The organism is Parvibaculum sp. (assembly GCF_040882025.1).
GTDB lineage: Bacteria > Pseudomonadota > Alphaproteobacteria > Parvibaculales > Parvibaculaceae > Parvibaculum.
In genome coordinates this window covers 30721-53582 of record NZ_JBBECC010000202.1, presented here as the reverse complement: position 1 = coordinate 53582, position 22862 = coordinate 30721, and the positions used below count along the sequence as shown (strand labels likewise).

General features: G+C 58.8%; 22 protein-coding genes. 7 read left to right on the top strand and 15 right to left on the bottom strand.

Annotated elements, in window-relative coordinates:
- Positions 1-56: 56 nt before the first annotated feature.
- Positions 57-806: a hypothetical protein gene (locus WEB61_RS15535; RefSeq protein ID WP_368065249.1), complete on the bottom strand. Its 750-nt coding sequence runs from the start codon at positions 804-806 to the stop codon at positions 57-59.
- Positions 807-892: 86 nt separating this feature from the next.
- Complete coding sequence (locus WEB61_RS15530; RefSeq protein ID WP_368065248.1) at positions 893-1957, bottom strand: AraC family transcriptional regulator; 1065 nt, start codon at positions 1955-1957, stop codon at positions 893-895.
- Positions 1958-2075: 118 nt separating this feature from the next.
- On the opposite strand from WEB61_RS15530, the gene WEB61_RS15525 reads away from it, so the two are divergent.
- From WEB61_RS15525 to WEB61_RS15515, 3 genes are all read left to right on the top strand, one after another.
- Positions 2076-2924, top strand: coding sequence for a metal-dependent hydrolase (locus tag WEB61_RS15525; protein ID WP_368065247.1), 849 nt, complete (start codon positions 2076-2078; stop codon positions 2922-2924).
- 34 nt (positions 2925-2958) lie between these two features.
- Positions 2959-4374: a cytochrome P450 gene (locus WEB61_RS15520; protein WP_368065246.1), complete on the top strand. Its 1416-nt coding sequence runs from the start codon at positions 2959-2961 to the stop codon at positions 4372-4374.
- A 129-nt stretch (positions 4375-4503) separates the two neighbouring features.
- Complete coding sequence (locus WEB61_RS15515) at positions 4504-4911, top strand: Rap1a/Tai family immunity protein (RefSeq protein WP_368065245.1); 408 nt, start codon at positions 4504-4506, stop codon at positions 4909-4911.
- Between the two features lie 51 nt (positions 4912-4962).
- On the opposite strand, the gene WEB61_RS15510 is transcribed toward WEB61_RS15515, so the two are convergent.
- The gene (locus tag WEB61_RS15510) at positions 4963-5136 is read right to left on the bottom strand and encodes a hypothetical protein (protein ID WP_368065244.1); all 174 of its coding nucleotides are present in this window, start codon (positions 5134-5136) and stop codon (positions 4963-4965) included.
- A gap of 376 nt (positions 5137-5512) precedes the next feature.
- Here WEB61_RS15510 and WEB61_RS15505 point away from each other — a divergent pair, with 376 nt between their 5' ends.
- Positions 5513-6289, top strand: a complete 777-nt coding sequence (locus WEB61_RS15505) for a response regulator transcription factor (RefSeq protein ID WP_368065243.1) — start codon at positions 5513-5515, stop codon at positions 6287-6289.
- A gap of 12 nt (positions 6290-6301) precedes the next feature.
- Here the strand turns inward: WEB61_RS15505 and WEB61_RS15500 are convergent, their stop codons facing one another.
- From WEB61_RS15500 to cpaB, 11 genes are all read right to left on the bottom strand, one after another.
- Complete coding sequence (locus WEB61_RS15500) at positions 6302-8434, bottom strand: sensor histidine kinase (protein WP_368065242.1); 2133 nt, start codon at positions 8432-8434, stop codon at positions 6302-6304.
- Positions 8435-8443: 9 nt separating this feature from the next.
- Positions 8444-8932 carry a TadE/TadG family type IV pilus assembly protein gene (locus WEB61_RS15495; RefSeq protein WP_368065241.1) on the bottom strand — a complete coding sequence of 163 codons (489 nt, stop codon included), beginning with the start codon at positions 8930-8932 and terminating at the stop codon, positions 8444-8446.
- A gap of 20 nt (positions 8933-8952) precedes the next feature.
- Positions 8953-9144, bottom strand: coding sequence for a Flp family type IVb pilin (locus tag WEB61_RS15490; protein ID WP_368065240.1), 192 nt, complete (start codon positions 9142-9144; stop codon positions 8953-8955).
- Between the two features lie 88 nt (positions 9145-9232).
- Positions 9233-9487 (bottom strand): hypothetical protein, encoded by a 255-nt coding sequence (locus WEB61_RS15485; protein WP_368065239.1) that lies wholly within the window; start codon positions 9485-9487, stop codon positions 9233-9235.
- Positions 9487-10203, bottom strand: a complete 717-nt coding sequence (locus tag WEB61_RS15480; protein ID WP_368065238.1) for a tetratricopeptide repeat protein — start codon at positions 10201-10203, stop codon at positions 9487-9489. The genes WEB61_RS15485 and WEB61_RS15480 overlap by 1 nt, the downstream gene beginning before the upstream one ends.
- Positions 10200-11219 carry a type II secretion system F family protein gene (locus WEB61_RS15475; RefSeq protein ID WP_368065237.1) on the bottom strand — a complete coding sequence of 340 codons (1020 nt, stop codon included), beginning with the start codon at positions 11217-11219 and terminating at the stop codon, positions 10200-10202. The genes WEB61_RS15480 and WEB61_RS15475 overlap by 4 nt, the downstream gene beginning before the upstream one ends.
- Entirely contained in the window at positions 11156-12082 is a 927-nt protein-coding gene (locus tag WEB61_RS15470; RefSeq protein ID WP_368065236.1) for a type II secretion system F family protein, read from the bottom strand. Before WEB61_RS15470 ends, WEB61_RS15475 begins: the two co-directional genes overlap by 64 nt.
- Positions 12083-12098: 16 nt before the next feature.
- A complete protein-coding gene (locus WEB61_RS15465) occupies positions 12099-13322 on the bottom strand; it encodes a CpaF family protein (protein WP_368065235.1) in 1224 nt (407 codons plus the stop codon).
- Entirely contained in the window at positions 13319-14509 is a 1191-nt protein-coding gene (locus WEB61_RS15460; RefSeq protein WP_368065234.1) for a CpaE family protein, read from the bottom strand. The genes WEB61_RS15465 and WEB61_RS15460 overlap by 4 nt, the downstream gene beginning before the upstream one ends.
- A gap of 7 nt (positions 14510-14516) precedes the next feature.
- Positions 14517-15887: a type II and III secretion system protein family protein gene (locus WEB61_RS15455; protein ID WP_368065233.1), complete on the bottom strand. Its 1371-nt coding sequence runs from the start codon at positions 15885-15887 to the stop codon at positions 14517-14519.
- Between the two features lie 40 nt (positions 15888-15927).
- Entirely contained in the window at positions 15928-16863 is a 936-nt protein-coding gene (cpaB, locus tag WEB61_RS15450) for a Flp pilus assembly protein CpaB (protein ID WP_368065232.1), read from the bottom strand.
- A gap of 645 nt (positions 16864-17508) precedes the next feature.
- On the opposite strand from cpaB, the gene WEB61_RS15445 reads away from it, so the two are divergent.
- The gene (locus WEB61_RS15445; RefSeq protein ID WP_368065231.1) at positions 17509-19185 is read left to right on the top strand and encodes a ShlB/FhaC/HecB family hemolysin secretion/activation protein; all 1677 of its coding nucleotides are present in this window, start codon (positions 17509-17511) and stop codon (positions 19183-19185) included.
- Positions 19186-19307: 122 nt separating this feature from the next.
- Here WEB61_RS15445 and WEB61_RS15440 read toward each other — a convergent pair whose 3' ends face one another.
- A complete protein-coding gene (locus tag WEB61_RS15440; RefSeq protein WP_368065230.1) occupies positions 19308-20369 on the bottom strand; it encodes a hypothetical protein in 1062 nt (353 codons plus the stop codon).
- A gap of 264 nt (positions 20370-20633) precedes the next feature.
- Here WEB61_RS15440 and WEB61_RS15435 point away from each other — a divergent pair, with 264 nt between their 5' ends.
- Positions 20634-22343, top strand: coding sequence for a TadG family pilus assembly protein (locus WEB61_RS15435; RefSeq protein ID WP_368065229.1), 1710 nt, complete (start codon positions 20634-20636; stop codon positions 22341-22343).
- A 111-nt stretch (positions 22344-22454) separates the two neighbouring features.
- On the top strand, positions 22455-22838 hold the full coding sequence (locus tag WEB61_RS15430) for a PleD family two-component system response regulator (RefSeq protein ID WP_368065228.1): 384 nt from the start codon (positions 22455-22457) through the stop codon (positions 22836-22838).
- The last annotated feature ends 24 nt before the right edge of the window (positions 22839-22862 follow it).

The following is a 22862-nucleotide window of genomic DNA, read 5'->3' as shown; positions in this document are numbered from 1 at the left end:
GGGCCCGGCCCCCGCGGTTCCGCGCACGTATTGCTGCAGGCAGAACGAGCTACCTGCTATTCGGCGCCCGGGACTGGGAGACCGCCACCGACAACGCCGCCAACCAGGTCCGTGACGGGAGCGAGCGGATCACCGCCGTCACCGCCCGGCAAGTCCGGCAAACCGCCGTCGAGGAGATCACCAACGAGCGGCAGATCGTCGAGGCCAGGCAGACCATCCTCGCCACCAGGCAGATCAGGTAAACCGCCGCCGAGGAGATCGCCGATGAGCGGCAGACCGTCGAGACCGGGCAAGCCGCCATCGCCGCCCTCAGGCAGCCCGGGTATTGCGCCTTCCGGCAGGGCGTCCCCGAGCGCGCCGTCATTGCCGCCGCCAACAAGCATCGGCACCGTCCCATTGCCGCCGAGAAGCAGGCTTAGCGGGTCCTGTCCTGCCAAGTCGTAAACAAGACCATCTTCACCGGCAATACCCAAGGCCGGGATTTGCTCCGTCACCATGCCAAGCGGCAAGTTTTCTCCTGCCGCATCGACGACGGGCGCCAGACCTTCGGCAACTGGCTCCAAACCCTCTTGCATTTCCGGGGGCAGCTCACCGCCGACAAGGCCCTCTCCGCCGCCGCCCAGAACACCTTCTGTCCCGAGCAATGGGTCGACGAGTTCTGCAAGGCCGAGCGTTTCCGTGACGCCGCCTTCGCCGGTCACGCCTATCGCCGGGATGGGCTCTTCTCCACCATCACCGCCGCCGCCTCCAACACCGCCGCTGCCCAATGACGAGCCATTCGAATTGCACGCGGCGACAAAAAACATTGCGCCGATAGCGATCGCTGCTTTCGCTGTGTTTGCAGACATCGACCTGCACCTCCTCCCAGCTGTTGAGATGCAAGCAGCCTAGGTCACACGAACGTCTTTCGGTGTGGAGGCGTGTGCAATTGAGTGCGCGTTTGTTCGTCCGATGTCGGAAGGTCAGATGACAGACTTCGTGTTTCATTTTGAGCCGTAGTCTGCATACGGAAGTCTTGCGGAGCACACCCGTTCCACTTTCTGAAGGCCCTGCGAAAGTTTGCGACATCGTCGAAACCGAGCAACGAGGCAACGTCCGCGACAGACAACGGCGTTTCACGAAGATATACGCGGGCAAGATGATTGCGTACTTCGTCGACAATACCGCGATAAGATACATCCTCTTCCGCGAGGCGCCTTCGGAGCGTACGTTCGCTCATGTTCTGCCGTCGCGCCGCCTCCCTCATGCCGGGGAAGCGTCCCCGAGCGTCTAGGATCATGCGGCGCACCTCGCCGCCCAACCCGCTTTTCGCGTTCATGTCCTGCAGCAGGCGTTCGCATTGCCGCCGATACATTTCGGCGACGGGAATCGCCGCCGCCGACAAGGGTTGATCAATGCGATCGTTGGGGCCGATGAAACGGTTCGCAGAGTTTCCGAATGAGACATCGACCCCAAGATATCGGCGATAAACATCGTCGGGCATTGACGGCAAGTAGGCGAGCTCAAGTCTGCACTCATCCGGTAGCGGTCCGATCAGTTGCCGCAATGCGGCAAGAACGCCGGCAAAGAAAAGCTCGATCAAAAAATGGGGTGCGCCGTCGACTGTAAAAGGCGGATCAAATGTCAGAATCGCGCGATCCCCCGTGAAGGCGAGCTGAATCCGTCCCTGCGCTCCCTGAAGCGGGCTGTACTGAATCATCAAGCCCGCGGCCTGGCGAAGGCTGCGGCTGCTCAGGATGGCGTGGCCAAGCAAGCCATGGGTTCCCAAATGCATATTGGCGCCCAGCCGAAGCGCTATAGACGGTTCGCCAGTCAGCGACACGAGGTTCTCCAGCATGCGGCGAAATTCGTCTTCGGATACCGGCCCTGTATTCGGCAGAGGAAAAGCCATCGGTTCGTGGCCCAGCTCCTTCAGCACGGCGGCAAAAATTTCGACATAACCCGGTTCAATGCGCATCGCGTGTCCGTTCATGACCCCCATGTTGGCCGAACATGACCTCCAACGTTCAACCAAAACCCTTATCTAAGGCGTCAAAGAGACGCCGCAAGGCACGCCCTCACAAAGCAGGTTCAACATGCACAGCTCCAGCCTCTCCCGCACGCCGGAAAATGTCGAAATTGTACCGCGTAACAGGCAGTTCGATATCGACGAAGCCCTGGCCACGAACTGGAACGGTAATGACCCGTTCCGGACCGCATTTTTCGATGCGATGTCGATTCTCTTTCCTCTTGGCGAGCAGTTCTTCATCGACAGCGTGAAGACATTTCGCGACAGGATCGAAGACCCGGAACTCGACAGGCGGATTCGCGGTTTCACGGCACAGGAATCTATCCACCGCCGGGAACATCAACGCTACAACGAAGCGTTATGCCGGGCGCGCGGTATACCGCTGGAAAAGATGGAGAGAGCGGTCAAGTGGCGTCAAGCAATGGCGCGACGCTGGCTCTCAGCAAGGCAACAATTGGCGGGCACCGTCGCCTTCGAGCATCTGACCGCCATTCTGGCCGACGCAACTTTCAGGAACCCCGAAGGTCTCGAAGACGCGGATCCGAAAATGGCTGCGTTGTGGCGTTGGCACGCTCTCGAGGAAACAGAACACAAGTCAGTTGCCTTTGACGTCTTTGTTGCCATCGGTGGCAGAACATGGCGACGCAGGCTTGCGATGGTGCTCGTGACGATCGAATTCACGAACCATGTAATCCGAAACATGCGTCTCCTGCTGCGCGACTATGAAGGGTCGCGAGTAAGGCTGTGGAGCAATGGACTGAAGTTTCTGTTCGGAGAACGCGGCGCAATGCGCGGACTAATGCGTCCGTATCTCGATTTCTACAAGAAGGATTTTCATCCCTGGGATCACGACAACCGAGAACTTGTCTCGTCCGTGATGAGCGAGTTCGGCGGCGCGACCGTTAACCCGATGTGAGTGCCGACAGGGAGAATACAAGGAGATAATCGACATGGCGGCAATGCTTGCGGAAATCGAAGCCGGGGAACCGGAAGATATCGTTCCGGCGCGGCCGATACCGCCAAAAGCACCTCCGGGTATCGGTGCCGCACTTTTCAAGCCATATCTCCTTGCCAATTTGATCGCCTCCTACCCCGACTTCTGGTACGAGGTAAATTCGTGCGCCTTTCGGGTGGGCGTCGCACGCGCCGGCCGAGGCTTGATTGTGAACGATCCCGAAGCCATCCGACGCATTCTTGTGAGCGATGCGGAAAATTTCCCCAAGGACGACAATCAGCTCGCCATTTTGAAGCCATTGCTGGGCAATGGCCTTCTGACTGCCGAAGGCACGACGTGGCGTAGAAACCGAAGGCTTGCCGCTCCAATCTTTCAACATTCGAGCGTACGTGATTTCGCACCGCTCCTTGTGCGTGCAGCCGAGCGCTCTGTACGTCGCTCATTGGAACAACAAGGTATCTTCCGTATCGATCGAGAGATGACAAAATTGACTCTTGAAATTATCGGCGAGGCGGTCCTGAGCTCGAATCTCGACAAGGATATCGATGCCATCTCTCACACCGTGACATCAACGCTCGACACATTTCCGGCAATGTTTCTCGCTTCCGCCTTTCTGCCGTCGACGTTGCGTGACCGGGTGATCGAGGCCGTAGTGGCGCCGGGGCGACGCAAGCTCGATATCTTTGCACACCGCATTATGTCGGAAGCCAAAAGCGATGGCGATGAGACGACACTGCTGCGCCGGTTGATGGCCGCATCGGAAAGCGAGGAAGGTCACGAGATGACTTTCGATCAGGTTCGCGATGAGGTGGCGACATTTTTGCTTGCAGGGCATGAAACGACAGCGACAACAATGACTTGGGTCTGGTATCTGCTGACGCTTCATCCCGAGTGGCAAGATCGGCTTTACGAGGAAGTACACGGGGTGACCGGCGGACGCCCGCTCACGATCGACGACGTGCCGGCACTGAAGTATACGCGCGCTGTAATCGATGAAGCGTTGCGACTCTATCCGCCGGTTGCAAACCTGATGCGTAGAGCGATCAAAACGGTCGAGCTTACGTCCGACATCACCGTGCAACGGGGCGAGAGCGTTCTTATCTCGCCTTGGCTTTTACATCGGCATCGCCGGCATTGGGACCAACCCGACCATTTCAATCCAATGCGATTTCTCGGTGATGAAGCCGCCCGACGGCAACGCAACATCTACATTCCGTTCGGCGGGGGACCACGCATCTGTATCGGAGCAAGCTTTGCCTTGCTGGAGGCGGTTCTCATTCTCGGAACCTTTACTCAGCGAGCTCGCATCAAAATCATTAATGCAGATCGCGTGATGCCTCAGGCGCGCATTGTGCTAAGGCCGAACGTGCCGCTGGAAGCTGTCGTTACACCACGCAACCTCGACGGATAGAAGCCAAAACCCGCCTGCCGATCGCGACATTCATCGACAAAATGCGACAACATAAGATCGAGTTGCTTGACTCAGCTTGATAGATTTCTTCCCGGAAACGCACACGCTGCGCAACATGGGAGGAACAGGATGTGCAAAAGTCGGCACTTTCTTGCGGTCACCTTGGCAATTTCAGGATTTTTGGCAGCAAACACGTTTCTTGCGGGATCCGCTGATGCGGCGCAACGCTTCGCGCTTCAGACCGGCGCGGATCTCGCTCAGGTTTGCAGCCACCCGGCAAATGCCGAGGCCATCACCGACGAAGAGCGACAGCGGCTTGGCGTCTGCGGCGCCTATATTCAGGGCTTCCTCGGCCACTACGCACTTGTGCGTCGCGATATCGGGAAGCAGACCTTCTGTCTCCCACCCGAGGGCGTAAGTGCGGAGAATGTCCGGCAGCTCTTTCTGGCACTCCTGGAGCAGCGTCCGCAAATCAGAGACTTGCCGGCCAATCTCGATCTCGTTACGAGTCTGGCCTGGGGGTACTCTTGCAAATAGATAGGTGCCCAATCGAAACCGAGCGGCCAGCAAACAAGATACTGGTCGGGACTAGTTGGGAAGCGCCCGTTTCAGGTCGCACCGTTTGCGCCACTCGGAGAGAAGAGCGACCAGCAAATCCCGAAGTTCGTCGTCGCTCAAGCTTTCGACGGCGCCAGCTAAGTCCGTCATCCGGTCATCGATCGGACTCTGGCTGTCGTCCTTGAATTCGCATTCGTAATTCATGGCCTGGTCCTCGGTATGACGCTACACAAGGCGCCCGATGCATCACATATGTTCGACCTTGCCGGGAAAAACACCTCGCAAGGTGTAGAAAACTGTATGGATTCGTGAATAGGCATGATGGTGATTCTAGTCACATCGCATCAAAATGGAAAACGGAGAACAGATACGCACTTTCAAGAACTCGGAAAGATTGCGCGCTGCACAATCGGCCGACGCGAACCTTTCCAAGTCCAAAGGTATGTGAGCCGGCGTCCGATTTAGTGTAGTATTCTTCGGGGGTGTGAGCCTGCATTTGGCCAAAACCGAGATTGCGCATTCAAGGGAACTTTGGTCTTGATTTCATTGGAGCTGTTTGGTTCGGCGGGAGGAAACGACGATGGCAATGACGGCAGAGCAGGACAAATCCGAGAATGCGTCCGGCGCGCACGCGGCGTCGCTGCTGCTGGTTGATGACGATCCGGAAATTCGCGAGGAAATGAAATCCTACCTCAGCGCAAACGGCATGGCCGTAGCGGAGGCTGCCGATGCAGAATCGGCACTGAAAGTTTTTTCCGAAGGCAAATTCGATCTTATCATTCTCGATCTCCTGCTCGGCTCGGATAATGGTTTCGACGTGCTGCGTGAAATCCGGAAGACACACCTGACACCTTGCATCATGGTCACGGGACAAGGTGAAGCAACTGACAAGGTTGTCGGTCTCGAGCTCGGCGCAGACGACTATGTCGTGAAACCGGTCAATCTGCGCGAACTTCTGGCGCGCATCCGGGCGCTGCTGCGACGCTCCGGAAATTCCGGCGGATCGAGCACGCGCAGGGGGAGCGGGTCGGCGGATGGTCCGGACGAAGCCAACTCGCGCTGGAAATTCGATCCGCATCGCCGGCGGCTATCTACGCCGGACGGGGCTTTGGTGCCACTAACGACAGCGGAATGCGATTTACTCATCGAATTGGTGGCTCATGAAGGCAATCCGCAAACGCGTGAGGAGCTTTGCCGACGCGTATTCAATCGCCAATGGCAACCTTACGATCGCAGCCTCGACAGTATTGTCGTGAAGTTGCGTCGCAAGCTGGAGCCAAACCCCGATCACCCAATGGTTATCAAGACCATTCGCGGCAAGGGTTATCTTTTTACAGGCTTCCCGAGCGGCGATTGAAAGCAGACAACGTCAAGCCGTGTCTCGGGGCAATGTAACCGCTACGTAGCCCCCCGCAGGATGATTGCCGACTTCGATGCGGCCGCCAATTTCCCGAACGATTGCATCGCAAATTGCGAGGCCGAGTCCCGTGCCACGATCAGCTGGCTTCGTGGTGAAGAACGGTTTGAGCACTCGCTCGGCGATTTCCGGACTGAAGCCCGGTCCATTGTCCTCGACACGCAGAACCACCTTCTCTTTCTCACCGGATGATGGTGCTGCCGTAATTGTGATCATCCCTTCCTCGTTGTGGTGCTTCGCCCCGACACCCTCGATCGCATCGATAGCGTTCTGGATCAGATTTCCGACAACCTGCTCAAGCTGCAACTGGTCCGCATAAACGCTGATATCTAGCGGCACATCGATCTCCAGCTTGACGCCGCTACGCAGCAAGACGTGGTGCATAATCGCTTCCGCGTTCTCGACAACATCGCGCAAGGCGAACGCCTCATTTTCTCCCATGCTCTTGCGCCCAAAACGACGCATCCGGTCGATTACCTCGCTCGCACGATCCACCTGCGCTAGCACGCGCTTTACCTTTTTTGCGGCCGCGTCGCCGTCGAATGTCGGCGCATCGAGGAGATACTCCAGATTCTGCACCGCAAGCGATATCGTGTTCAGCGGCTGGCGGAGTTCATGTGCGATACTTGCCGACATCTGACCAAGCGCCACCATTTTGGCCGAATGAACAAGTTGAGACTGCTCTTCGCGCAGGAGAAGCGCTTGACGCAACAGAAGCGTGAATCTGTCGGCGAAGTCCAGATCTGCGGGCGCGAAGCCCGCCGACCTGCGGGTCGTGCAAACGAGAAAAGCAGCCTCTCCTCGAAGCGGCAGCGCGAGAACGGCAATTTGCCGACCTTCAAGACCAAGCGCATCGGCGATGCTGCGTCCTTCTCTTCGCTCGATGTCATACACGACCATACCGCCTCCCGTCGCGCCGCCTGTAACGAGGTCGAGTGCCGCATCGGCGCCAGTGCAAAGCGTTCGCTGCCGCGGAACGAGAAGTCGAGCTTTTCCATCGAAGCCGCGTTCGACGAGGCAGGCGTCACTTGCACCGATGCATTCGCAGACAAGAGAAACAAGCTGTGCCATCTTGTCGGCCGATGAGTTTGAACCCAGCAAGAGGCGCAGCCCTTGCAACATCGCTTCAGCCTCGCGTCGATGTTGTTCCTCACGCGCACGGGCGCTTCGCATCTGCACGAGCATTGCCGCAGCTTCACGCGTGTTGTGCGACTGATCCCCACGCTCGACAACCGTAAAGGTTCCGACGTAAGACGTTCCGTCAATGGCGTAACACGATGCGCAGGATACAAAAAGGGCTTCGCCATCTGCGAGACGGCCGGACGTCTCGTCCGGCAGACGAACGTGTACATGTCGGACGCTGCCCCGCTGCCTTGTGAAATCGAGCAGATTCCGGCCGTCATCATCGACACGGATCGATTTCAAGTTCATGCCATCCACGATGCTTGCGATATCTCCCCGCCGATTAAGGACGCGTCGGCAACGAAGAACACCGTCTTCGGACGCCTCCCATGCCACGTCCACACCGATTTCAAGCCAGGCGCGCATCGCAGTGCGCATGTCCTCCAGACTTTTCTTTTCCAGCGCCTCGGCCCTTTGCATATGGACACGCATGGCGGTTGTAGCAGCCATATCCGCCAGGCCGCGGGCAAGAGCCGTCAGCTCCTCATCCAAACCGCCGCCTTTCAGCACGATCCCTATATGGAGTCCGATGTCTCGGTCTGGCTCACCGCGGGAGAGCAAACCCCGCAAGCTGCCGCCTCGGAATGGCGTCAATGCATGATTCCCGAGGCAAGCTTGCGCATACCAGTCAGAAAATTCTCTCCCCTCATCGAGAGTCAGACCGCCGAGCGAAGACTGCCGTAAAATCAAAGGCTTCTCGTCAGGCGAAAGGCCGACCTCACAAATCGATACCGGCCTTGCAAAAAACTTGGCCAGACGACGAGCCGCAGCGTCAAGCGCTGTGTGCAGAGAATCGGCCGTTTCCGCTCTGGCAAACGCCAAGGCAAGATCTGCGAAAGCCGCCGCCCGGTCGTCGACGCCCCAGCCCGTTTCGCCGCTCTCGGGCTGTTCCCGTGCGCCCATGACATGCTCCTATGACGGATCGGCCACGATGTAGGTCGTCGTTACTCGCATCGTTCCGTCCGGCGCTGGGATAAACGGCAGAAGAGAAAAACGGGAGTCCGTGTATTCGACCGTAATTTCGACGGCCCGGCCTATTGCCGTATCTTCCCAGAGGAATATCGGTGGTGCCACGCTGTCCCGGTCGATCAGCGGCTCATAGGCGTCGAGCACCGCATAGATTGCGCCAGTGGCCCGCTCCTCGCGCTCGCTGTCATCAAGCGCCGCCACGGCTGCACGACCGCCTTCGGCCACCGCATAGGATAGTGCGATGCGTGTGGCGAATTGAAATCCGTAGGCTATGATTCCGAACAGAATAGCCAGAAAAACCGCAGCGACGAACGCGAACTCGATCGCAACCGAGCCGCTCTCGTCGCACGCGAAGCATGGCGACGCGGGCGCTCCCTCCTTTGAGGAAGCGCCAAGCGAAATACCATGCTCATCATACCAGTAGGGACACATGCGCTGGAACCGACCGCATACTATGTGCCTGCGGCTTCTGACAGATCCGCTTCGATATTGCTGAATATGGTTCCTAGCGAATCGCCAATATCACCCATAAAAGCCCATAGTCCGACCGCGATGCCGGCCGCGAGCAAGCCGTACTCAACGGCCGAGATACCACTTTCGTCTTCCATGTACTGACGCAAAAACGTCTTTGCATTTTCAGACATCTAACCCTCCTGACTTTACCGCCGTTTCAGGCGGCGGCTCTCCCGGATATCTGCTCCGGACTTTCAAACCGTTTCCAGCGCCCGCACACTATTGCTGCGATCCGCGGTAATCGTCGCTCCGTTTCTCACCGATACCTTTGAGGTATTCCTCATAGATTCTGTCGGCCTCATCGGCATGCATTGGTTTTGGCTTGCCGACGGCAGCGTACTGCGCATCAAGCACTGTTTCAGTGCGAAGCTTTTCGTCCGGTGGTGATGTCAGTGTCTGACACGCAGCGAGGACCGGCATCAAAAGCAGGGCCGTTGAGCACATCAGAATGCGATGGGTGAAAAGCCTGCTCATTACATATCCTCCTTCGCCGCATCGGCGACTACCTGGTGCTGCTTGACCCAATCGGCGGCAAAACGCCGAACCTCCGCCCGTTTTTTCGACGCAGGAATACCGGAGAGCAGGCGCTCTGCTTCCTCATCCTTTCCAGCCAGCGTGAGGGCAATCAGAAGGTTGGTGCGGATCGACTCGGATGCAGGATCCAGCTCCTGCGCCTGGAGCAGGTTGAATTCGGCTTTCCCAAGGCTGTCGCCGCCTACGACAAGTCGCGCATAACCGAGATTGTTGAGGAACTCGGCACTCGACGGGCGCAGAGCAACCGCACGCTCGAAATTGCTTATAGCGACCGGCCAGTCTCCCTGCGCGGCCTTAACCCGGCCAAGGCCATTAAACCCCTCCGGCGCAAGCCCGGTGGACTCGAGCGAGGAGAATGCCGCAATCGCCTCGTCATATTGCTCGGTGCCGAGCAAGGCCTCCCCATGGAGCTGCCGGAAATGGGGTGTCCTCTTTTCCTTCACCGCGTATTGATCGAGATAGGCGAGCGCCGCGCGATACCGGCCTTGCGCAAGCAGACCGTTCACGACGCTCAGGTAGAGTTGCGATGTGGAGGCACTGTCGAGCTCCTGTACCTCACCTGCGCTGGGCGCCAAGGCTGAGAGAGGATCGAAGCCGTTCTCGGCGCATGCACCAAGCAGCGGCACACAAAGCGACATGATGACACTCTGCTTCATCGTACCGCCTCCCTTTTTGCAAGCTGCTCTCCAGCCGTTTTCAGCGCGCCTGTCAGGTCCACGACCGCGGGTCCCGCGAGCACAATCAGGAGAACCGGCATGAAAAAGACGATCATCACCAGCGTCAGCTGGGGCGCCTTGCGCCCGACCTGCTCGCGTGCCGTGGCCATGCGCTTTTCCGACAGGTCGATCGAGAAGCGGCGCAAGGTTGTGCCTAACTCGCCTCCACGGAACATGGCTTGTTTTACCGTGGCCGCAAAATCCTGACCCTCTTCAAGACCGAGCCGCTGTCCAAGGCGATCAAGCGCCGCATCGTAGGGCATGCCCGCATCGATATCGGCGACATGACGGCGCAGGACCTCGCCCGTGACTGGTGCGGTACGAGAGACGGCATCTGCGACATAACGCATGCATTGATCGATACTGACACCTGCATCAAGCGTCATCAACATTATGTCGAGGACAGGCGGCAGCTCGCGGCGAACTCGGGCCGCTCGGAGGTCTGCATAAATCTTCAATACAATGAGCGCATAGCGGTAGAAGAGGTAGCCGAAAAAAAATCCAAGCAAGAGGTCTGTCGGGCCCGGCCCACCAGCATTGGACCGCGCGACAACAATTGTCGTGCAGACAAAAAGGGCAATGAAACACCGGAGCGCCACGAAAATATAAAGCGCGGCAGGTTGAAAAAACCCTGCGCGCAGGACAAGCGCCTGAAGTTCGCGATTGACGGCGGCACCTTCGACCCGACGCCCGACACGCTCCAGTTCGCGCAGCACAAATCCCATCGGCGTTCCCCGTCGACGCTCGGGCATGAAGAGAAGAGATAGACGCGCGGAAACTTCGCGGTGGCGGCGAAGCCGGGCGAGGGACAAGACAAATGCCATCGCACCCACAACAAGGGCGAGCGTTGCAATTGTCCACGTGACTCCGGTCAGCAAACTTTCTCTCCTCTTTAGTAGCTCGTGCGCACGATACCGCGCATCATGATGGCACCGAGAATTTGGGATACGGCGCAATAGACCAGAAGCTGATGTCCGACCGGCTCATCGATGAACCACCGCACATATTCGGGACTCTGCACCATGACGATCGAAGCAACGATCATTGGCAGGAGCCCAAGAACCCAGGCGCTTGCCCGAATTTGCGATGTACTGACGCGCACTTCGCGCATTACCGCGGCGCGGCGGCGAATGTTGTCGATCAGGTTGGCCAGAATGGCCGTCAACGATCCGCCAAAACGCAAGTTTGTTTCCACGGCGGCACTGAAAAGCCGAAGCTCGTGGAGATCGACCTCCTCCGCCAGATGGCTCACGCTTTCAGCAACACCGGCTCCGTTCGCGATACGCCGGATGGTAGGCGAGAAGAACTCTCCTACGATCGGCGGCGATGACTGCACCGCGCCGGCCAGTGCGACAGAAAGACTGTTTCCTATGACGAGCAACTGACGAACGCGGTCGAAATAGCCCAGCATTGCGTCCGACAGAGCGTTCATCCGGCGGCGTGCCTGATAATCGATCATGGCGGATGTGAGCAGAAAAGTGGTCGCAACAATCATGATTGCAACCGGAAATCCGAGGACGATCGTCAACGCAATCCAGAGGCAAAGCCCGACGATCAGGATCGCGGCCAGTCGATCGGAAGACAGCTCGATGCCTGCTCGGTACAGGCGATTAAGTACAAAAGCCGGCAGAAGGCTCACTGCATCGGGCCATTTTCCCATCGTTGTCAGCCGGTTGACATTTGCTCTCGGTTCCCCGACGAGAAGTCCCAGACGGGCATCAACATGCGAGGTGAAGCGCGCCCGCCAAAGCAGAAAGAACGCGCAGGCGCCAGCTCCGAGGCAGAGCAGAGCCAGAGAGACGGTCAACGTTTGTTGCATTGTTGTCACCTGCTCCTCAGACGATCATCTTCCGGTCGGCGTCTTCGGACGAGAAAATTTCACGCATCGAGTAAGTCGGACCTTCCATTCCCGTCACTTCGCATAGCGACATCACTTTTCGTTTCCCATCCGACTGCCGCGCCGTGTGAACAACGATATGCACAGTCCCCGCAACAAAGCGACGTACCGCCTGGAGATCGGCCGAGAAGCCGTGCAGGCCGATCAACATCTCGAGGCGCTCCAATGCGTCGCGCGGTCCATTTGCGTGAAGCGTTGCCATGGATCCATCGTGGCCTGTGCCCATTGCCTGCAACATTTCGATCGCTTCGCTCGACCGGACCTCCCCCAGAATGATGCGGTCGGGGCGCATGCGCAGAACGTTTCGCAACAAGTCTCGTGCCGTTATCTCCGTCGCCCCGTCGGGTGACCCCGGTCTTGTTTCAAGACGTACAACGTGAGCTTGCTGAAGCTGGAGTTCGGCCGCGTCCTCGATTGTGACGAGCCGCTCCTTCGCGCCGATATAGGAGCTCAGCACATTGAGCAATGTCGTCTTGCCGGAGCCTGTGCCGCCGCAAATCAGGATATTGCGCTTCCCGCGCACCGCACCGGAAAGGTATTTTTGTATCTCCGATGTCATTGTTCCGCTGCGCACGAGATCTTCGCCCGTCAACGGAATGCGCTTGAACTTCCGGATCGACAGGATGGGCCCATCAAGCGCAACCGGCGGAATGATGACGTTGACGCGCGACCCGTCCGGTAGCCGCCCGTCGACATAAGGTGTGCCTTCATCCACGCGACGACCAATGGGACTCACAATCCGCTGGATCACGTTCATCAGATGCGTCGTGTCCCGGAAGCGTGTATGCACGGGTTCAAGTTCACCGTGTCGCTCGACGTAGATGTGCGCCGGACCGTTGACAATCACATCGTCGACTGTCGGGTCCTTGAGCAACGGCTCCAGTGGACCGAAGCCCACAATTTCATTCTGGACATCTTCAATAAGCTGTGCCCGCTCGCGGGTATTGAGTGCAATGCCACGCGACATCAGCACTACCGCTATGGCCCGTGCGATCTCATCTTGAAGCGTGGCCAGCGGAATTGTTTCGCCTTCCATGCCCTGTTGGTCAAGATATTCGAGCGTCAGCCCGAAGGCCCTAAACTTGATTTCCTGATAGCGATCAGAAATTCCTATGTCACTCGCACGATCGGCATCGAGGACATATGGCTGCATGGCTTTCATGGCAACACTCCGAGAAGCTTGCGCGCCCACAACTTGATCGGTCTCTGGTCTTCCATTTCCGCGCACGGCACAAGGTTGAGATCCTGCAAACAACGCGAAAGCTGTTGCGCATATGGCGAGGAAGACGCGAGCGCAAGCGGTTCGGCGCTATTGATGCTCTCCGCCAACTGGCGCCATCGTACCGGCAGCTCGATGGCGCGGTCCGCGCCGATTGCGCTCCTGATACCTGCCGAGTCCGGGGCCATACCAGGCGCGAACTCATGCACGACGAGAACGGGTTCCTCCTCGCCCGGACGGACCGCTTTGACTAACCGGAGCATTTCAGATGCGCCCTTGATCGAGGTAAAACGTTGATTGCAGGGCAAGAAAAAAAGTGCGCTGGTGCCGGGCAGATCAAGCAGCTCTTCCTGCCTCGAGAAGGGTCCGCAAGAGACGATCACCACGTCGTAAAGCGATTGAAAGATCTCAAGAAGAGCCCGCAGGTCGTGAATGTTTACAGACCAGCTGTCGACGTCACCGTGAACGGCAAGCGGTAGCACATAAAGTCCGGAACGCGGGCATCGCGCGAGCGCCAGATCAAGCAGCGCACGATCGAGCCGCGACATCTCCTTCACCGCCTCCTTAATCCGAAAAGAAAGCTCAAGGCCGAGAGAAATCGCGGCGTTGCTTGCCGGGAGGGCAAGATCGACAAGCAAGACACCATCATCCGGCCGTGCCGTCGCAACGGCGGCGCCGAGATTGACGGCAAAATCTCCATCTTCCTCACTCGACCCTGCGCTCAGTACGGCCAGAAAACGAGAGGTTGTTGTATCGCGCGGCCCATCGGTTCCGAAGTGTCGCGTGACCGCCGCTCTCACATCTTCGTCTGCGGCATCGCGATCGAGAAAGTCCTGCGCACCGGCACGCATTGCCGTCAGAATGAGCTGTGCACCCGAGGCGTTTCCGACCACGATCATGGGCAGATTCGGCAACCATTCGCGCACCGTCGTGAGGCGCTCGAAGGCAGTGTGGGCGCCCATCCGTACATCGTTGTCCACGAGGATGCCCTCCGGGCGAAACTGTCTTGCAACCTCTTTCACATTGTCTATCGCGGGATCCGCGCACATGACGGTCGAAATCGGCTCAAGGGCTTGCTTGATCCGGCCAATCAGCGATGTGTCGCCTGACACAAGAAGAATGCGGTACATGCGAGCGCTACCTCATCAGTCCGTGCTTGACGATATGATCGTCAAGCGTATTCACATTGAGAAGGTTCTGCCCGAGATCCGAGTTGTACTGCTGGCCCACACCGGGCAACGTCGGCACTTGTCCGGCTTCCATCGGCGAGACGAGACGTGGCGTTGCAACAATGATGAGTTCCTGTCTTTCACGTGCGTTCTGAGTGCGCTTGAAGAAGGCGCCGACGATCGGCAACTCGCCGATGCCGGGTATACGCTCCTCTATGTTCCCTGAGGTGCTGTACATGAGACCCGCAAGCACAAAACTCTGTCCGTCTCCAAGCTCGATCGTCGTGCGCGTCAAACGGGTGCGTAGCGCCGGAATTCGGAAGCCCTGCACGACAAGCGCGTTGGTATAATCAAGTTCGCTGACCTCCGGACTGACCTTGAGGACGATCCTGTCGTTGTCGAGTACGGTCGCTGCGACGCCGAGTTGTACGCCAAACTTCTTGTACTCGATCGTGACCGTGCCGTTTCCAACACCCGATTGCGGCACCGGAATGGGGATTTCGCCGCCGGCGAGAAAATCCGCATCCTCACCGCTCCGCACGAGCAGTGTGGGCTCTGCAAGAAGCTGCGCGAGATTGGCGCTGCTCAGTGCGCTGATGACGCCCAGAAGGTCGCTGCCGGGCCATGCAAGGAAGAGGTTGAAAGCCTGGCTGAGCGGCAGGCTGGTGTTCGGATCGAGACCGGTACCAGGCGTGTAACCGAAGCTTGTCGAAGCGTTCGGGCCGATAGCGGCAAACTGAAAATTGTTTCCGAGACTCTGAAAGTTGAGGCCGAGCGCCTTCAATGTACTCGTTGAGACGGCGGCGAAGCGCACCTCGACCGCCACCATTCGACGATCGGCAATCGTCGTCATGTCATTTACCTTCTTGCCGACATAGGATTCGGCAGTCGACTTGGCGCGTTGCTGCGCTTCAAGGCTGTCGACCTGCCCCTTCAGCACCGTACTCTTGCCGGTTTCGACCGCTTTTACATCCGCAAGCGCAGGGTCTCTGTCCAGCTCCGATTGAAGACCGGAAAGATCGGTGCCCACCACGACATAATAGGATTGCGAGGCACCGCTATCGGCAAACCATACGGTAAGATCAGTCGTACCCTCGCGCTGGCCGAGCACACGCAACTCGCGCGAAGAGACCACCTTGACGTCGATGGTCCCGGGATCACCGACTGCAATGCGATCCACGACCTGTCCAAGCTTCAGGATGCGCTGACCGCCGACAGGAATATCAAGTTTTCTATCTGCCGCCAGAGCCCCCACCTCGAACCAGGCAAAAGCCGTCAGGAAAGCAAATAGTACCGTCAAGGTCGGCATACGTAGATGTCGATCGAACGACTGCTTCACTTTCCTGTCCTTTCGTTTTCGTCCTTCCGGTGTCTCTGCACTAGCGAGGCGCCATGACTGTGCTCTGACTTGCGCCAGAATAAATCGTAATACGACGGCCGGTCGCCTGGCCGGCGTCGCCGCTCTTTTCCATTGTCTCGGCCGTGGAAACCGGTGCCGCGCCCGGCCGCAGGTCATCGAGGGCGACCGTCTCCGCTGGAACCATGTCTCTGTCTGCGGGATTTCGAATTGCCAGCGTGATGTGACCGAGCCTGCCCGCCAGAGCGAGACGAGCGAGCGCATCTGGCGATGCCGCAACCGTGACGGTGCGCGCGCCATTGTTGATCTCCGTGCCCTTGCTCGACAATGCCGCACCGACGGCAAGTACCTGCATATCCTGAAGCAACAGCGCGCTCTTGCTCTGATCACCCGCGCGTTGACCAATCCCGGCCTGTTGCCCATAGACCGCACCGGGAAAGGTCGCGAAGACGTCCACACGATCGCCAGCCTGCAGGAAGCCGCCGACAATATCTTCTTCGGCCACGCGAAGGGCGAAAGCCCGTTGGCCTTCCGGTATTAGCGCAGCGATGCCTGCGGCCGCCGGCTCGTCGCTCAAACTGTTCCGAAAAACGATCTGGGAAGCGCGAATGTCATTTGTCGCAACGCGCCCTATTGCGGGGGAGGCATCTGAAAAACTTCCCGATGGAGCCGGGCCGGCCATCCGATGCAGCCTCAGGTCGCCCGCCGACACGGCCTGGCCGCGCGGAATGTCGTGCGCCGCAACGAGAACGCTCACGGCCGCTTCCAGACCTTCTGCAACCTGGAGAGACGTACCCGTTTGCACCGATGCCGCGTCGCGCGCCGAAAGATTGAGCCAGATGAGCACGACAGCAACAGCTATCAAGGAAATGCTCAGTCCAAGAAGAAGGATTGGATTTCGCTGAAGACGCTGCACAAGATTCATGCCTGCATTCCCTCCCGTGACGGTCGTCGCCATCTACCAATGGCGCCTCCAACGCCCGAACCGAAGCCGGTCCGGATTCCGGACTATTTCCTTGATTTACAACTCACGTTTGCCAACAAAGTCCTAAAGCGGCTCCTTTATTTGGATGCATTGTCCAAAAACTGTCGAGTATTTTCGCCACACATAATTACTGCGCAATGCGGAGCACCGCTTCGCATACTCCCTCTGATCAGTAGGGGAACAATATTGACCTACCTATTTCATATCCGCCTTCCGCCGATATCGCGCGTCTTATTCGACAATTGAAACAAACTTGACCCGGGTCCAGTTCAGCGACACGTCAATTGTGACTCAAATTATAGCGTACACAGATAGGTCTATCGCCTCGTCCCCCGACTTCTTCCAAGCAAGCTCACACAGACTTGTCGCCGATTGTGGCAACAATTTGCCCAGCCATTCCAATTTTTAGCCAAAGGATTACTTGGAAGCGGGCGCGAGGAACCGCTCAAAATCGTGGAAAATTGGATGCAGCGAAAGTCGAACGATCGGCACACATCTCGACAAACCGTATACGGATGGTTTCCGTGTTACTCAGATTAAATACAGTACTCGTCTTTATTGTTCCCATACGCCTTGTACCATCGGCGGCATGAGACCTCGACACGAAGCGGAGGGAACATGCTCCAATACACAGCCAAGCTTTTTCTGGCCGCATCGAGCGTGGCGCTGATCTGTCACCCGGCACTGGCTCAAGGCACAAATCCACTGACAGCGCCTTCGCCCGGAACGGTGCTGTCGCCGCCTCCGCCTGCTCCCGATCTGCGGCCCCGCGAGGTTCCGGCGATGAAGGAAGATCTCGGCCTGCCGGATGGATCGGAGAATGTGCTCAATTTTCGTATATCGAGTATCCGCATTGTCGGCGCCACCGCTGTCGATGAGGATGTCCTGGCGGCACAGTTTGCCGGATTGCTCGATCGCCAGATCACCGCCGCCGAACTTCGCGCAGCGCTCGATCAGGCGAACCGGGTCTATGCCGATGCCGGTTACGCGCTGGGGCGCGCCTACATTCCGGTTCAGGTTCTGCAGCGCGGCGTGTTGATCGTTCGGATCGTCGAAGGCTTTGTCGGCGAGATACAGATCGACGCCGCCGACCCTGCGGTCCGCCGAATGGTCGAGGGTTTCAGCCGCCGGATCGTCGCGGAGCGGCCTCTCCGCAAGGCAACACTTGAGCGCTATCTGCTTCTCATCAGCGACATTCCGGGTGTGACGCTTGGTGGACAACTCAAATCGATGGATGTCTATTCCGGTGCCGCAACACTTGCTCTCACACTCGAAAGTGAGAAAGTGACCGTCTCCACCGCTGTCGACAATCGCGCCAATCTCGACAATGCACCCTTTCAGGCCTATCTCACAGGCGCGCTGAACAACGTGTTTGGCTTCGGCGACGCGCTATCCATTACCGGACTCGCATCGCCGGAGATCGACAAACAGCAGTACTTCCGTGGCGCTTTCTCCACCTTTATCGGCACGGACGGCCTGCGCGCATCGATCGGCGCTGCCTACGCGAAATCGGAGGCGTCCGACCTGCCTCCGGGCATCGACCTTGTCAGCACAAGCGAGCAGGTCGACTTTCTGCTGAGCTACCCGGTGATTCGGGCAACGGCACAGACTCTCACCGCCTTTTTCGGCGCCTATTTCACGGATGCCCGGAGCGATCTCAACGGCTTCACCTTCAGCGAAGACGCGATACGTGCCGCGCATGTCGGCGCCAGCTACGCTGCCCGAATCGACGAGCGTTTGTCGCTCGGAACCCATTTGCGGCTGACGCAAGGGTTCTCGCTATTGGGCGCGGGGCCGGATAACAGGTTGCATTCGCGGCTTGGTGCCGAACCGAGCTTTACCAAGCTGCAAAGCGGCGCAAGTCTCAACTACGCAGCGACCGAGCGGCTATTGCTGAGCTTTCGGGTGGAGGGGCAGTATAGTCCGGACTCGCTTTTCAGTTCGGAAGAGATCGCCTTTGGCGGTGCTCGCTTTGCACGTGGTTACAACAACTCCGAGATCAGCGGCGATAGCGGTGTCGGCGCCTCTGTCCAGGCAGGCTACCGCTTCGACGTCGAGATGCTGGGCGGCTGGTCGGTCACGCCCTACACATTCGTCGATCATTCGAAGGTATGGAATACCGATGTCGATATGCAGGAGGACGCACGATTGCTGTCGACCGGTATCGGCGTAACGCTTTCCAACCGCCGCTGGTTGTCGATCGGCCTCGAAGTCGACAAACCGATCAACCGCACACCGATCGCGCAAGACAACAAGGATCCCCGTCTCTTCGTCTCGCTGGAAATCCATTTCTGAGGTGGATGTGAGAGGCGTTGCTGCTCAACCGAACTGCCGATCAAGAAAGGCCCGGCATGAGAGCCGGGCCTTTCCGCTTTGAGGGACTCGACCTGAGCCACCCCGGGGGGTTCGTTCGGGCGTTAGCTTCCGCCCAGCAGGCCGCCGACGACTGGCAGCCCGCCAATTGCTCCGGTAACCGGTGCAAGCGGTCCCGTCGGCTCTGTGGGAGTTGGCGCGCTGCCGGCCTGGGGCGAAGCTGCGCCCAATGCTCCCGTGAGCGGAGAAAGGGCATCGCCGATGCTCTCGGTGCCGGTCCCGAGAATACCATCGAGAACGGGAAGGACGCCGAGCTGGTCGCCAGGGCCCGCAAGAGGGCTCGGATCGTTGCCGGCTATCACATTGAGTACGCCGGTGACAGCGTCGCCGACCGGCGCCAGCGGCGCCGCGTCGCCAGCAGGCACAAGATTGCCAAGCAAGCCTTCGTTGCCGCCGCCGGCGGGTGCGCTCGTACCGACCAGATTGCCAACAATATCTGTGCCGGCCAAGTCGGCAACCAAGCCGTCGCTGCCGGAAATGCCCAAGACCGGAAGGCTCGACAGCGGATCCTCCAGCGCGGATGACGGCAGGGCGGCCGCAAGCGGCCCCGCCACCGGCGCAAGCGGCGGGTACGCGGCCTGGCTGTTCAACAACGCACCCATAAGCCCGTCATCGCCGCCGGCAATGCTCGCGCCGACGACGCCATTCGAGTCGAGCAGTCCGCCGAGCATGTCGGCACCTGTGAGATCAGCGACGAGGCCGCCATCGCCCGCAAGACCGAGCCCCGTGACTTCGGCATCGGGGTCGCCAGCGAGCGCCCCGGCAAGAGAGGGAACGAGGCCTGTCCCCGAGCCCGAACCGGTGATCGCGCTTATCGGATTGTCCGACCCCAGCAGATTGTCGACAAAGCCGCCCACGGGATCCGCCCCAATGACATTGTCGAGAACGCCGCCGTCACCGGTCACCCCGAGGCCGGGACTGGCGCCACCGCCCGGAATGGGGCCGCCGCCACCCGGAGCCGAACCGCCATTCGAGCCGCCGGCGCCTGCGGCAAAGACCCGGCTCGTGCTTCCACCACCCACTTCCGAGGACATCGAAATCTTGTCGGTCCCGCAGGCCGCAAGACCAAGGCAGACGACGGACGCGACCAAAGTTCTTCCCGACACGCGCTCCTCCACCCATCACATGGCGCCCTGTGCTGCGCCTTCCCCGCACGACGCTACAACGAGGCGGCTCCATGCACTTCTCCCGGTCTTTTTTCTAGAATGGCTCTTTATGAAAGGGTGTGGCGTTATGTGTATTTGTGTGCCTTTGCTTAACAGACGTCGTCGTCTTGAGGCAGGGAGCGGTTCGTTTAATCGTCAGTTAACCCCGCTCTTTTTAGCAGGCTGTACAAGTGATGTTCTTCCGTGCGGAAATGTTCCCGTGAGATGGCGGAACGGCGGAGAGCGCAAATGCCGTATTCACTACGAGAGTTTCTGCACCGCTACCGGCGCGATCAGCAGGGCGTCATTTCGGTCATGGCTGCCGGCGCGCTCGTCCTTGCGCTCGCGGTCGCCATGATCGTCATCGACACAGGGTCGATGCTCTATGCGCGGCGCGACCTGCAGGCGGCGACCGACGCGGCGGCGCTTGGAGCGGTGCGGCAAATCGCAACGGCGCAGACGGCGGCCGAGGTGATATTCGATCTGAACGACTATTCCACATCGGATATTGAAGTCGTGCCCGGCGCCTACACGGCGGACCCGTCTCTCGATCCACTGGCGCGTTTCGACCCGAGTGCCGACGAGGCGGATTTCAACGCCGTGCGCGTGACAAAGCGTGCCGACTCGCCGACCTATTTCGCGCGCCTCTTCGGTTTCGGGAATCTCACGGAAATCAGCACGACGGCGACAGCGGCGTATCTGCGGACTGTCTCCTTTTCGGCGGGAACGCGCATTGCGGAAGTGAATGGCGGACTGGCCAACCAGATACTCGGCGGACTTCTCGGAACAAATCTCAATCTTTCACTGATCGACTACAACGCGCTCGCCAGCGCCAACATCAACGCGCTTTCATTCATGGATGCGCTTGCGGGAGAGATCGGACTGGAGGCGGGATCGGACACCTATGGCGACCTGCTGCAGGCAAATGTCACGATTGGCGATCTGGTCGACGCTGCGGTCGAAGTGTTGACGAGCGACAGCTATGAAGGCAATCCGGCCGTTGCAAAGCTGGCGCTGGAGACGGCGCTTCTGCCCGTCGCCGGCGTTCCGGTGCAACTCGGTGAATTGCTCAACGCCGCACCCTTTGCCGACAGAACGATCGGGTCCATCGGCTCGATCCCGGGCAACGAACTCGTGTTCAATCTCTTCGACCTCGTCTCCGGGACGGCCATGGCTGCTGGCGAGGGACAAACGGTCGGCTTCAATGCCGGCGTCAATTTGCCGCCGCTGGCGTCCGTCAGCGGCACCGTAAAGGTGGGCGAACCGATGGCGCATATGGCGGTCGGGAAGGTCGGTGATTTTGTGCGGACGTCGCAGATCGAGATTCAATTGACGGCAACAGTCGACACCGGAATTACTTCACTCGTGAACGCGGTGATCGAAGTGCCGGTCTATATCAATGCGGCTGAGGGTACAGCAACAGCCATCGGTATCCCCTGTATGCCCGGCAGCACGATGGCCGCGCTTTCGGGTACGACGGGCGTGGTTTCGGTACGCTACGGCACATCGGCAGATTCTTCACCCAAAATCGCCACCATTCAGACCGACGTACCACTCTTAGGGACTGTTCCCGTAGTCGACCTGTACGCGAGCGGCTCTTATTCGATTTCTGCCAGTGGTCCGAGCGACATAGGCTTTACGCAGAGCGATATAGACGGCATGGTCATAAAATCCACATCATCCGATGCCTCAGTTCTTTCGAATCTTGGTGGAGCACTGGACATCGACGACATCACGTTGCTGGGACTTCCTGTGCCGGGTCTCTCTACCTTGTTGTCGGACGTTACCGCGGCCCTTGCGCCGGTCATCGAAAATACGTCGACCCTGCTCGATCCCGTCGTGAATTCCCTCCTCACGACACTCGGCATCCGCCTTGGCTCGATGGACATGATCGTTCACGGCGTGCGGTGCAACACACCGGTGCTGGTAATCTGACGTACAGACTACAGAGGATCACGCTCCGCACGCTTCTCTTCAATTCGGCTCACACAAATACCGGCAGGAGGTCTATTCCGGAGCGTCTGACGAAACTGAAAGACCAGGGTAATGCGCGCACTCATTTATGACGACGATGAAGACTTCGCGCAGGAATGTGCGGAAGCGCTCGCACGACGCGGTCATGAAACAGCCACCCGGGCGGGGCGCGTGGATTTCGCTGCGCTCGTTGCCGAGTTTGTGCCCGATCTCATTCTGCTTGACGTTCACATGCCGGCGTTCAACGGCATCGAAGCGCTTCAGGTACTCGCGCATGATCCGCGCAAGACCGCCATTTCCGTCGTCATGATGTCGGGTGCGCGCGACAACCTGCTTGGTGCCGGCGCCGCACTTTGCGAAGCGCATGACATTCGTCTCCTCGGCACACTGTCGAAGCCGTTTGACCTCAATGAGCTCGAAAGGCTCATCTCTCATCCCATGGCGACCCCGGCTTGAGCCCGGTCCGTCGACCGTCACAAA